We start from the raw sequence: 12885 nt of genomic DNA, 5'->3' as shown, positions 1-12885 counted from the left end.
CCTCGAATGGTTTTTTACAACGAGTAGCTTTCACCTGTGGTTGCGGCCGGTATCGGGCTCATGCGCTCGAATGCCTTGCCGGTGACGTCAAACAAATGGGCGTGATGCGGCGCGAAGCTCAGCGTGCAAGCATCGCCATGCGAAAGCGGCAACAAGGGCGGCAGTCGGGCGGCCAACGGCTCGGCGGCCGCGGCGGACTGCAGATAGAGCACGGTCGAGTCGCCCAACTGTTCGATGGCCATCGCCTCGCCGGCAAGTTCATTGTCGCCGGCGGCCAGATGCAGATGCTCCGGACGCACGCCGACGCAGACTTCGTCGCCGGGCAATGCCCGACCGGGTGCGACTTGCACCGAGACACGCGCACCGCCGCTGAGCGCCACGACAATGCCGTTCTCATCGATCTGCGCAATGCGTCCGGGTAGGAAATTCATCGACGGCGAGCCCATGAAGCCGGCAACGAAGCGATTGGCCGGCCGGTGGTAGAGTTCGGTCGGCGAACCGACTTGCTCGATGCGGCCCGCGCGCAGCACCACAATTCGATCGGCCAGCGTCATGGCTTCCACCTGATCGTGGGTGACATAGATCATGGTGGTGGCCAACTCGCGGTGCAGCTTGGCGATCTCGATGCGCATCTGCACCCGCAGCGAAGCATCCAGATTGGACAGCGGTTCGTCGAACAGGAACACCTTGGGGCGCTGCACGATGGCACGGCCGATGGCAACGCGTTGACGTTGGCCGCCCGACAGTTCCTTGGGCTTCCTGGTCAGCAGGTGGTCGATCTGCAGCACGCGCGCCACCTGCTCGACCTGCGGCGTGTATTCGGCTTTCGATTTGTGCGCGAGTCTGAGGCCGAAGGCCAGGTTCTCGAACACGGACATATGCGGATAGAGCGCATAAGACTGGAACACCATCGAGATACCGCGTTTGACCGGCGGCAACTCGTTGACGCGCTGCAGGTCGATCTGCAGTTCGCCCTCGCTGATTTCCTCCAGCCCGGCGATGCTGCGCAGCAAGGTGGATTTGCCGCAGCCGCTGGGGCCGACGAAGACGATGAACTCACCGTCGCGGATTTCCAGATCGATGCCGTGCAAAGTGCGTACCGTGCCGAAATCTTTGCAGATGCCTTTGAGGCTGACTGCTGCCATGACTCCCTCCCGACTTATTATTTCGTGACGCGCCGACCGAACCAGGCACCCCATGCCGCCAGCGTCAGCTCGCGCCCCTGCCTGGTTGCACCGTCCAGCCCATGCCCGTCGAGATCTTCGATCTCGAACGGCAGGCTATAGCGCTGCGGCTCGGCGCCGAGATTAAACACGCAAACCAGCGACTCGGCCCTGATCCAAGCCAAAACCTGCGGATGCTCGTCGAGCAGCCGGATATCGCCATGCTTGAGCGTGGGCTGTTGTTGCCGCCAGGCCAGGAAGTGGCGATAGAAGCGCAACGTGCTATCGGCGTCCGCCTCTTGCAGGTCCACGGCGCGCGCCAGATGCTCGGCCGGCACCGGCAGCCATGGCTCGGCACTGCTAAATCCGCCGTGCGGCAGATCGTGCCGCCAGGGCATCGGCGTGCGGCAACCGTCGCGTCCTTTGAATTTCGGCCACATCTCGATGCCATAGGGGTCTTGCAGTTGCTCGTAACGCAGTTCGGCTTCGGGCAGACCGAGCTCCTCGCCCTGGTATAAACAGGCAGAGCCGCGCATCGACAACAACATGGCCAGTACGGTGCGCACGAAGCGCGGGTGTTCGGTATTGCGGCCCCAGCGTGTCAGCACGCGCATGGCATCGTGGTTACCCGTGGTCCAGCAAGGCCAGCCGCTGCCGATTTGCGCCTCCAGCTGGCGGATCTGCGTGCGCAGATAGTCGGCGCTGAATTCTGGCGTCAACAGATTGAAGCTGTACGCCATGTGCAGTTTGTCCTGCCCCCCGGTATAGGCCGCCATCAGCGCCAGGCTGTCGTCATCGCCGATCTCGCCCAGGCCGACCGCACCGAACTCGTCCAGCAGCGCGCGCAGGCGTTGGAGGAAGGCCAGGTTTTCCGGCTGCGATTTATCGTAGCGGTGCGCCTGCTGGCCATAGGGATTGTCCTGGCTGACGGTCTTGCTGTCGCGCTCGGCCGCTGGCGGATTGTCGCGCAGCAGCGGATCGTGAAAATGGAAGTTGCAGGCGTCGAAGCGTAGTCCGTCGACCCCCAGCGCCAGCCAGAAACGCACGGTATCGAGCATGGCGTCCTGCACGGCAGCACTATGGAAATTCAGATCCGGCTGGCTGGCGAGAAAATTGTGTAGATAGTACTGGCGACGGCGCGTGTCCCACTGCCAGGCAGAGCCGCCGAACACCGACAACCAGTTGTTGGGCGGCGTACCGTCGGCGCGGGCGTCGGCCCAGACATACCAGTCGGCGCGCGCATTATCCCGGCTCTCGCGGCTTTCGACGAACCAGGCGTGTTGTTCCGAGGTGTGCGACAGCACCTGGTCGATCATGACTTTCAGGCCGTATCGATGCGCCTGGTCGATCAGGACGCGGAAGTCGTCCAGATTGCCGAACATCGGATCGACGGCGCGATAGTCGGACACGTCGTAACCAAAATCCTTCATCGGCGATTTGAAGAACGGGCTGATCCAGATGGCGTCGACGCCCAGGCCGGCGATATGGGACAGCCGTTCGATAATACCGGGCAAGTCGCCGATACCGTCGCCGTTCTTGTCGACAAAGCTGCGTGGGTAGACCTGATAGATCGTACCGCCGCGCCACCATTGATGATTCGTCGTCATTAGCTTTTACTTTCCGCCCCGAAGGGCTGCCATCTCTGCGGGCGGGAGCCTCTCTCCCGCCCATTGGGACCCGCGGGCCCCACGCTTTACATTGCGATTACCACCAAGCCTCCACCTGCGCGCCGATGGTCATGCCGTGGGTCTTGCCGTCGAACGGGCCATTGGCCGCCAACGCGCTTCCGGCCGCAGCCGCTTGTTGCGCGGCGTCGTTCCACTTGGCATAGGTAGCGAACAAGCGCAACTGCGGACGGCTCCAGAAGCCGGAGTCCGGCGACACCAGCAATGCCGTCGTCAGCTTGGTCAATTTTCGCACCGCGCCGCCGTTATCCGGCGTCACCTGGTCGTAGCCCAACTCAATGGCCGCACCGAGGTGCTTGGTGAAGTAATAGGTCGGGCGGGCACCGAGCGAAATCCAGGTCTGGCCATTGCCGCTGACCGGCTTTTGGCGCTCCCACAACGCGACGGCCATCCCGCCGAACTTGCCTTGCTGCCATTGCAGTTCGTCCACGACGCGATAGGTTTTGTCTTGGGTATTGCCGTTCGGATTCGGGTAGCCGTAGCCATAGGCGATGTCACCGGTCTGGTATTGCAGCGCCAAGGTATTGAAGCCGCCTAAGAGCCCGCCTTGGGTATGCATCACGTTCATGGCGTAACCGCTTGTCGATTTGTTCGCCGTGTCGTTCGGCGTGCGGTTGGCGCTACGGATATCCAGCCCAAGCGTCAGCTCGCCGCCTGGATTGGTCTTGATGCCGGACAGGCGGAAATCGTGGCCGCTGACGCCGACGGTGTGATCCAGTCCATCGGTCGAGGTATTGCCGGAGTCGACCGTATTGCCGCGGTAGGCATAGGCGAACTTGGCAAAGCCGAAGTCGATGTTCTCGACACCGGCGCCCGGGCCGGAATTATCCCAGAAGTAGTAGTCGATGATGTGGACGTCGTGACGATCGTAGAAACGCTTGCCGGCCCAGAGTTTGGCATCGCCAAGTCCGATGTTTTCCGCCTCGACGTACATTTCGCGCAGCGCGAACTTGGTGCTCGGGTCGTTATTGCTCTGGGTGTTCTTATTGTAGGACTGGGTGTTGTCTTCCCAGTCTTGCCATTGTCTGGCGGACATCGCCAGGCGAGAGTTGACGGTGAACTTGGCGCCGCTATCCGGCTCGGTGTACACGTTCTTGCCCAAGGCCAGTTCCGCGTAGGTTTCGCACTCGTTGCCCAGGCGGTATTTACTGCTGGCCCCCGGCAGTTGGAAACAGGATTGCGACCCACCGCCACCCCCTTGGGTCGAACCGACGCCACTGCGCAGATAGCCGCCGAACGTGATCGGGTCTTCGGCGAACGCGGAGTTTGCCATGCCGGCAACCACCAGAGCCAAGGCAAGCGGAATCAATCGTTGTTGTTTCATTATCTCCCCCTGTACTGCGTTGATGTGTAAACCTCAGGCCGGACCGTTCAGGTCGCGACACAACTCTGACTTAAACCGCTTTAAATTTTTCTCAAACCGGTTTAATTCGTTAGCGACGATCATATTCGCAAAAAATATGTCATGGATATGTCACTTGGGGATTTTTTTGAGTTAGCGCAAAAAAGTACGAAAATTACAGAGAGGAAATGTGCGGTCGCAAAAAAATGGCGCCAAATACAAGGCGCCATTTCTCTTTACGTTTCATGTACTTGCCCGCAAAAACACCTTCACATAAAGCATGTTCATTATTGCCATGCAATAAATTAAACCGCTTTGAGGTAGCATTATTACAACAATGCCATCAAGATCGCTGCAGCGGGACGATGGTATTGCCCGGCAGCAAGACCGGTTGCCATAGCCGGGTCAACGCCGCTACCGGTTCGCCCGCCAGCCGGGCCAACATCAGTTCGGCCAAGGTATGGCCGGCATGGCGCGGATCCGGCTGAATGACCGCGCTGACATGCAACCCATCTTCTTCTTGCGGCAGATTGCCGAACACCACCAGCGAGATGTCCCGCCCCGGCTGTAAGCCGGCGCGACGCAGCGCCTGCATCACACCCAGCGCCGCCACGTTATTGTCGACCACCACGGCCGTGGGCCGACGCGCACCATTCAACAACCGCTCCATTGCCGCGCGCCCATCCTCCGGCGTCAGCCCGCCTTGCTGCAACCAAGCATCGCAAGTCGCGCCGCCCGTGCACCCAAGCTCGTCGACAAAACCTTGCCGACGCTGCCTGGCGAAGTTGAGCGCCAGCGGCGCGCCGATGAGCGCAATATCGCCATGCCCCTGCGCCACCAGCGCACGCACCGCTAAATGCATGCCGGCCTCGTTGTCGTAATCGAACCAAGGGTAGTCGTGTCGCAACTGACTGCGCCCGTGGGCCACGAAGGGAAAACCGGTTTCCTGCAGATATTGCAGCCGCGGGTCGTCGACCAGCGTGCGCGCCACGATCAGCCCATCGACCCGGCTACCGGAAACCGTGCGCCGATAGGTCGCCAGTTCGTTGCTGCGCGCGGCGGAGATGATCACCAGATCGCGCTGATTCTCGCCCAGCCGCTCGGTGATGCCGGCGATGACATCCAGAAAGACCGGATCGCCCAGGTCGGTCGGCTCGAACGGATAGATCAACCCGATCAGATCGGTTCGCCCAGTCGCCAAGCGGCGTGCCACGGTGTTGGGCTGATAGCCATGCTTGGCCGCAGCAAGCTGCACGCGCTCGCGCGTCTCGGCGTTCACTTCGGGAAAACCGTTCAGCGCGCGGCTGACCGTCGCGGGAGATAGCTGCAAGAGCGCAGCCAACTGACGCAAGTTCATAAGTGTGTTGGTTGTTCGCGTTGTTTGATACCAATAGATTACCCTTAATTCATGACAGCTTGTAGCCGAGATACGACACGGGATCCGGCCACGGCCAAAAAACCGATGCACGCCGAACGACTCGGGGAAAAATCCTGGGGGAAAAGGTTGCCGTATCGGTCAAATGGAATGACAATATCGGCTGCCACGCGCAACACTCGCCAACGACACGTCTGCTTCCACAAGGCCGCCATCACACCATGCTCCTGATGATCGACAACTTCGACTCCTTCACCTATAACCTGGTGCAATATCTAGGGGAATTGGGACAAGAAGTGCTCGTTCACCGCAACGACGAGATCACGCTGGCGGACATCGAGGCGCTTGCGCCGGATTATCTGGTCATTTCCCCCGGGCCTTGCACGCCGAACGAAGCCGGCATTTCGCTGGAGGCCATCCGGCACTTCGCGGGCAAGCTGCCGATTCTGGGGGTTTGCCTCGGCCACCAGAGCATCGGCCAGGCATTCGGCGGGCGCGTGGTGCACGCCAAGACGCTGATGCACGGCAAGGTCTCGCCGGTGCTACACAACGATGTCGGCGTATTCGCGGGTCTTCCCTCCCCGGTCGTTTGCACCCGTTACCACTCGTTGGCCATCGCGCGCGACTCCCTGCCGGAGTGCCTGGAAGTCACCGCATGGACCGAAGACGGCGAAATCATGGGTCTACGCCACAAGTCGCTGCCGATCGAGGGGGTGCAATTCCATCCCGAATCCATACTGACCGAGCACGGCCACGCCATGCTCGGCAATTTCCTGCGGATGCATGCGCGCCCGCAGAACCTCACGGAACACAAGGCATGATCACACCTCAAGCCGCACTGAACCGCCTGATAGACCAGAACGAGCTGTTCTACGACGAAATGCTCGAGTTGATGCGTCAGATCATGCGCGGCGAGATCTCCCCCGAACTGACCGCCGCCATTCTGATCGGCCTGCGCGTCAAAGTGGAGAGCGTACTGGAGATCGCCGCCGCCGCAACGGTTATGCGCGAGTTTTCCGATAAGGTGCCGGTCGGCAAGCGCGACTTCCTGGTGGATACCTGCGGCACCGGCGGCGACAAAACCCACAGCTTCAACATCTCCACCGCGGCAAGCTTCGTCACGGCCGCCGCCGGCGCGCGCGTGGCCAAGCACGGCGGCCGCTCGGTGTCGTCCAAGTCCGGCAGCGCCGACGTTTTGGAGATCCTCGGCGTCAATATCAATCTCGACGCCCACGCAGTCGGCGAATGCATCGATCGCATCGGCATCGGCTTCATGTTCGCGCCCAACCACCACAGCGCCATGCGCCATGTGGCGCCGATCCGGCGCGAGCTTGGCGTGCGCACCATCTTCAACATCCTGGGACCGCTAACCAACCCGGCCGGCGCCGACAATCAGGTGATGGGCGTCTTCCATTACGACCTGGTCGGCATCCAGGCACGCGTACTCAAGGAGCTGGGTAGCCGGCACGTACTGGTGGTACACGGCATGGACGGGCTGGACGAGATCACCCTCTCCGACTGCTCGTGGGTGGCGGAATTGAAGGACGGCGCCATCCGCGAGTCGGTGCTCGATCCGCGCGACTATGGCTTTGCCCGCAGCCCGATCTCCGCGCTCTATGCCGATTCGGCAGAACAATCCGCTCGCATCATCGAGTCGGTACTGGGCAACGAACCGTCGGCGGCTCGGGACATCGTCCTGATCAATGCCGGCGCGGCCATTTACACAGCCGGCGTTGCCGACAGCCTGACCGACGGCATCGAACGCGCGCGCGACGCCCTCGAGCGCGGCACGGCGCTGCAGAAGCTACATGAACTGATACAAATGAGCCAGGCACTGGCGCTTTGAACACCCCGTCGGCCGACCACATGTCGGCCGTTGACATTGACCAGATTGAAACTACTCGACAGTCATGAACAAACTCTCCAAAGAAATCTTCAAGGCTTATGACATCCGCGGCGTGGTCGGCAAGACCCTGACCGTGGAAAGCACACGTCTCATTGGCCAGGCCATCGGCAGCGAAGCCCGCGCCCGCAAGGTATCGCGCGTGGTAATCGGCCGCGATGGCCGCCTGTCCGGGCCCGAGCTATCCGAAGCGCTGTCGGAAGGCCTACGCGCGGCCGGCGTCGACGTCATCGACATCGGCCGCGTCGCGACTCCGATGCTGTACTTCGCCACCCACCATCTCGGCACCCAGTCGGGCGTCATGGTCACCGGCAGCCACAACCCGCCGGAATACAATGGCCTGAAGATGGTTCTGGCCGGCGACACCCTGGCCGGCGACGACATCCAGTCGCTCTATCAACGCATCGTCGACGGTCAACTGGAGAGCGGCGAAGGTTCGCTCGAAACGGACGACATCACCGAGGCCTACTTCGACCGTATCACCGGCGACATCAAGCTCGACCGGCCGATCAGCGTGGTCGTCGACTGCGGCAACGGCGTGGCGGGCGCTTTCGCGCCGATTCTATTCCGCCGCCTGGGCTGCCGCGTGCGCGAACTGTTCTGCGATGTCGATGGCACCTTCCCGAATCACCACCCCGATCCGGCCAAGCCGGAAAATCTGAAGGACGTGGCCGAGGCACTGTCCAAAACCGATGCCGAGATCGGTCTGGCCTTCGACGGCGATGGCGATCGCCTGGGTGTGGTCACCAAGGACGGCAATATCATTTGGCCGGATCGGCAACTGATGCTGTATGCGGCCGACGTATTGGAGCGCAACCCCAAGGCCAAGGTCATCTACGATGTCAAATCGACGCGACTGCTGAAGCCCTGGATCAAAGAAAACAAGGGCTCGCCGGTCATGTGCCGCACGGGCCACAGCTTCATCAAAGCCAAGATCAAGGAGACCGGCGCACTGTTGGCCGGCGAAATGAGCGGCCACGTGTTCTTCAAGGAGCGTTGGTACGGCTTCGACGACGGCATGTACACCGGCGCCCGCCTGCTGGAAATCCTGGCGCGCGTGGAAGACCCCAGCGAGCTGCTCAACGCGCTGCCCAACGCCATCTCGACCCCCGAATTGAACCTCAAGACCAAGGAAGGCGAAAACCACAACCTGATCGAGCAGTTGCAACAAAGCGCTCGTTTCGAGAATGCGGACGAGGTCATCACCATGGATGGCCTGCGCGTCGAGTACGCCGACGGCTTCGGTCTGATGCGCGCTTCCAACACCACCCCGGTGATCGTACTGCGCTTCGAAGCCGATAGTCAGACGGCACTGGAACGTATCATGGCGGATTTCCGCCGCGAAATCGGCAAGGCCACCGACGCCAAACTACCGTTCTGAGAAGCCCATGGAAAAGAACAATATGTACAAACAAGCCATCGATACGCTACACACGGCGCGCGATCTGCTGCGTTTCGCCGTATCGCGCTTCAATCAGGCCGGACTGTCCTATGGACACGGCACCAGCAACGCCCACGACGAGGCCGCCTACCTGGTGCTGGCAGGGCTTCACCTGCCGCTGGATCAGTTGGACCCCTACTTGGATGCGCGCCTGTTGCCGGAGGAGATCCGCGACGTGATCGATTTGATCGAACGCCGCGTCGAAGAGCGTATCCCCACCGCCTATCTGACCCACGAAGCTTGGCAGGGCGACTTCAACTTCTATGTCGACGAGCGGGTGATCGTACCGCGCTCGTTCGTCTATGAGTTGCTCGGCGAGCCGCTGGCACCGTGGATCGAATATCCGGAACTGGTGCATCGAGCGCTTGACCTGTGCACAGGCTCGGGCTGCCTGGCGATCCAGATGGCGCACCACTACCCGGATGCCGAGATCGACGCGGTGGACATTTCGCTGGATGCACTGGAAGTTGCCGCCATCAACGTCGAGAACTACGACCTGGGCGACTGCATCAACCTGATCCATACCGACTTGTTCGAGGGTCTGGCCGATCACTACGACCTGATCGTCTCCAACCCGCCTTACGTCGATGCGGAATCGGTCGAAACACTGCCGGACGAATATCGTCACGAGCCGGCGTTGGCATTGGGCTCGGGACACGACGGCCTGGATGCCACGCGCGAAATCCTGCGTCGCGCGCCGGATTTCCTCAACGACCGCGGCGTACTATTGGTCGAAATCGGCCATAACCGCGAGGTACTGGAAGCGACATTCCCGCACCTACCGTTCGTCTGGCTGGAAACCAGCGGCGGCGACGGCTTCGTCTTCCTACTGACGCGCGAAGACCTGGTCGAGCACAGCGCATAGGCCGGAGGAGCGGCTTACGCCGCGAATGGGTGGACATGCAGGAAAAGCGCGGCTGAGGCCGCGCTTGCGGCGTATCCGCTTAGGCCGACCTGAGTTCCTCGGAGGTTTCGCGCTCGGCGATCCAATCCATCAGACCGCTGGCGGAGACCGGGGCGGAAATAGCGTAGCCCTGCCCCGAGGTACAGCCGATTTCCAGCAGTCGATCCCAAATCGGCTGGCTCTCCACGCCCTCGACCACCAGCTTGCGGCCGGTGTAGTGGGCAAAGGAGATCATGCTGCGGATGATGGCCTCGTTACCGGGCGCCTTGAGCAGCTTGCGCACGAAACGCTGATCGATTTTGATGGTATCGAACGGCAACTGCTGCAGATGCACCAGCGAAGACGCGCCAGTGCCGAAATCGTCCAGGGCGATGGAAATACCGAATTCGCGACAGCTCTCCAGCTTATGCACGATCTCTTCCGCCTCTTTCTGCGAGACGGTCTCCAGCACTTCGAGTTCGAGATGCCCGTCCGGAATCGGATGGCGCATGATCAGCGCCTGAATGCGCGGCAGAAAGCTCTCGTGACGCAAGGTCATGGCCGACAAGTTAACGCTGACCGGGATCAGCTTTCCCTGTGCCATCCAAACGCTGGAATGGCGCAAAGCCTCGCTCATCACCCACCAGTCGAGTTCGCGCATCAGCTCGGTATGCTCGATGGCGGGGAAGAATTCGCCAGGGGTCATAAAACCGTCCGGCCGGCGCCAGCGCACCAGCGCTTCGACACCACTGATTTGATGATCGACCAGATTGATCTTGGGTTGATAGAACAACTCGAGCTCGTCGTCGGCCAGTGCGCGCGCAAAATCGCCGCGCAGTGCATGCATGCGACGAATCTCAACATCCATACCTTCGTCATAGAAGCGACAGCGTCCACCGCCCGCCTCTCGCGCCCGGATCAAAGCCAGGTCGGAACAGCGCATCAGCGCGGCGGCCTCGGCCGAGGCGGCGTGCTCCTGCACCACCCCAATGCTACAGCGCAGGCTGATGCGCTCTCCCTGGCATTGGATCGGTTCGCGCATCGCGTCTTGCAGATCGGCCACCAGGCAGTCGAGCGGCTCGCTGGCATCGCTCGCGGCGACGAAGCGTGCTGCGCCAACCCGGCCCACCGATCCGTGCGGCAAGGCGCGCTGGCTCATCCGTAGAGCAACCTCTCGCAGTACCATATCACCCGAGGCATGCCCCATACGGGCGTTCAGTTCGTGGAATCCGTCGATCGCCAGGGTCACGACACCGATCTGACTATCCGGTTGCCCCAGATGAATCATCTGTCCGATGCGTTCGAGCATCAGTTGCCTGTTGGGCAGTCCGGTCAGAGGATCGTGCTGAATCAAGTAAGCCAGGTCGTTTTCCGCCTTCTGGCTACGGGCCATCGCATCCTGGCGCTCCAGCGCATGGCTGATTTCGCCCGCCATGGCGCGCACCAGTCCGACCGTATCGCGATCGAAATAGTGACAACGGCGCGCGTACAGCACCAAGGTGCCGATAGCCTGGCCATAGAGATGCAGCGGGATCGCCAACATGCTGCGCACGCCGCCGATGCGCATGGCGTCGCGCCATGCCAGCAGACTTGGCTGCTGCAGCGTATCGTCGACGCATTGCACTTCGCCCGTGGCAACGGCGAGCGCCGACGGCGCTTGACTGCCGAGATCGACACGGATATCGGCGATAAAATCCTCCGCCCCGGTGCCAGCCATGGCGGCTGGCGCAATGCATTTCGCCAACGGGTCGACCAGGCCGATCCAGGCATAAGCAAAGCCACCCTCGTCGACGCAGATACGACAGATGTCGTGAAACAATTGCTCTCGGCTCTGCGCGTTGATCAGCGCCAGACTCACGCCGCTCAAGGTGGCATAAAGGCGGGCGGCCAGGGCATTGGCGTCATGCTGGCCCGAGTGCTGCAATTGCAGGATCAAATCGAGGGAGAGCCGCTTGCGTAGCGCCTCTTCCAGCGCTTGTTTGATGAGGACCGGCTCATCGAGGGTCGTTACTTCGCTCGCCAGATATTCGGCCATGCATTCGGCGAGTCCACCGAGAGCGGCCAACGGCAACCCCTGTCGCACAGCCAGCGTCAGCACGCTCTCTGGCGCATCCGGGTCGGCGGGAAGGGTCAACATCCGCTCGAGCGACTGCAACAGCGCTTCCACTCGATCGGCCTGCGCGGCATCGGGCCGAGCATTGCCTTGGTGTTTGAGCAGATACCAGAAAAGCTGTTTGGCCAGCGCTTCGCGCCGGGAAAACAGAAGATGACTATACGCCGTCAAAACGGCGACATGTTCGGCGGACAACCCGACGATTCGGCCAAGCGCTTCGAGAACGACCCCAGCGCTTTTCTCCATCCCTGACGAGCCCATTTTGCGGATTATTCCAATGTAATTGCCCCGACATCGAAACTGCCTGCATCGACGCCGTGTCTGAATCGCTAGACTAACAGAGAAGAATTATCTTTGCCACATACAATAAACATTTTAAATATTTGATTAAAGGATACAAAGCAAGCCTCGGCGCGGCCTTCACAATGCAGAACGAATAACCGGACGATTGACAGTTTCTACATGAAGAGAGAATATCCACCTCCCATTCAGCACAGACGAGAGCCCGCATGTCCAACAGCCAAATCAACTGGCCTAAACTCGAAGAGGCGGCGCGCCTTGTCGCCGCCAATGCCTACGTGCCTTATAGCCGCTTCGCCGTCGGAGCCGCCTTGCTGACCGCGGACGGGCAGCTATTCACCGGCTGCAACGTGGAAAATGCCTCTTACGGCCTGACCAACTGCGCCGAGCGCACCGCCGTGTATTCGGCGCGCGCCCAGGCCAATATGCAGGAAGTGATCGCCGTCTGCGTCTACACGCCGACGCCGACGCCCACCCCGCCCTGCGGCGCCTGCCGCCAGGTACTCAACGAGTTTGGCCCGGCTATGCAGATACGACTCATCTGCGACGGCACACAGTCGGTGAGCACCACGCTCGACCAACTGCTGCCGGGCGCATTCGGTCCGAAAAATCTCGGCTAAGCCGCTCCTACCCGATCAAAAAAAATGCCGGTCAGCGTTAACTGACCGGCTTTTTTCTTG

The 12885-nt window shown here is 61.1% G+C and carries 10 protein-coding genes; 5 read left to right on the top strand and 5 right to left on the bottom strand.

Annotated features, from left to right (window positions below; all coding sequences use genetic code 11):
- Positions 1–14: 14 nt before the first annotated feature.
- From DFP86_RS16560 to DFP86_RS16545, 4 genes are all read right to left on the bottom strand, one after another.
- The gene (locus DFP86_RS16560) at positions 15–1145 is read right to left on the bottom strand and encodes an ABC transporter ATP-binding protein (RefSeq protein ID WP_133683311.1); all 1131 of its coding nucleotides are present in this window, start codon (positions 1143–1145) and stop codon (positions 15–17) included.
- A 17-nt stretch (positions 1146–1162) separates the two neighbouring features.
- Positions 1163–2770 (bottom strand): alpha-glucosidase, encoded by a 1608-nt coding sequence (locus tag DFP86_RS16555; RefSeq protein WP_133683308.1) that lies wholly within the window; start codon positions 2768–2770, stop codon positions 1163–1165.
- Positions 2771–2867: 97 nt separating this feature from the next.
- On the bottom strand, positions 2868–4172 hold the full coding sequence (locus tag DFP86_RS16550) for a maltoporin (RefSeq protein WP_133683306.1): 1305 nt from the start codon (positions 4170–4172) through the stop codon (positions 2868–2870).
- Between the two features lie 361 nt (positions 4173–4533).
- Complete coding sequence (locus tag DFP86_RS16545) at positions 4534–5547, bottom strand: substrate-binding domain-containing protein (protein WP_133683304.1); 1014 nt, start codon at positions 5545–5547, stop codon at positions 4534–4536.
- 239 nt (positions 5548–5786) lie between these two features.
- Between DFP86_RS16545 and pabA the strand changes: the two genes are divergently transcribed.
- The 4 genes from pabA (at position 5787) to prmB (ending at position 9774) form a co-directional block, all read left to right on the top strand.
- Positions 5787–6386, top strand: coding sequence for an aminodeoxychorismate/anthranilate synthase component II (pabA, locus tag DFP86_RS16540; protein ID WP_133683302.1), 600 nt, complete (start codon positions 5787–5789; stop codon positions 6384–6386).
- Positions 6383–7411, top strand: a complete 1029-nt coding sequence (gene trpD / locus DFP86_RS16535) for an anthranilate phosphoribosyltransferase (RefSeq protein WP_133683300.1) — start codon at positions 6383–6385, stop codon at positions 7409–7411. The genes pabA and trpD overlap by 4 nt, the downstream gene beginning before the upstream one ends.
- A 64-nt stretch (positions 7412–7475) precedes the next feature.
- A complete protein-coding gene (locus tag DFP86_RS16530) occupies positions 7476–8849 on the top strand; it encodes a phosphomannomutase/phosphoglucomutase (RefSeq protein WP_133683298.1) in 1374 nt (457 codons plus the stop codon).
- Positions 8850–8856: 7 nt separating this feature from the next.
- A complete protein-coding gene (prmB, locus tag DFP86_RS16525; RefSeq protein WP_424991638.1) occupies positions 8857–9774 on the top strand; it encodes a 50S ribosomal protein L3 N(5)-glutamine methyltransferase in 918 nt (305 codons plus the stop codon).
- A gap of 79 nt (positions 9775–9853) precedes the next feature.
- Here prmB and DFP86_RS16520 read toward each other — a convergent pair whose 3' ends face one another.
- Positions 9854–12151: a putative bifunctional diguanylate cyclase/phosphodiesterase gene (locus DFP86_RS16520; RefSeq protein WP_133683296.1), complete on the bottom strand. Its 2298-nt coding sequence runs from the start codon at positions 12149–12151 to the stop codon at positions 9854–9856.
- Positions 12152–12414: 263 nt separating this feature from the next.
- Between DFP86_RS16520 and DFP86_RS16515 the strand changes: the two genes are divergently transcribed.
- The gene (locus DFP86_RS16515; RefSeq protein WP_133683295.1) at positions 12415–12825 is read left to right on the top strand and encodes a cytidine deaminase; all 411 of its coding nucleotides are present in this window, start codon (positions 12415–12417) and stop codon (positions 12823–12825) included.
- The last annotated feature ends 60 nt before the right edge of the window (positions 12826–12885 follow it).

It is taken from the genome of Paludibacterium purpuratum, from assembly GCF_004363805.1.
Lineage (GTDB): Bacteria > Pseudomonadota > Gammaproteobacteria > Burkholderiales > Chromobacteriaceae > Paludibacterium > Paludibacterium purpuratum.
Note: the sequence above shows the minus strand (reverse complement) of the source record. Positions and strands in the feature narration are given on the sequence as shown.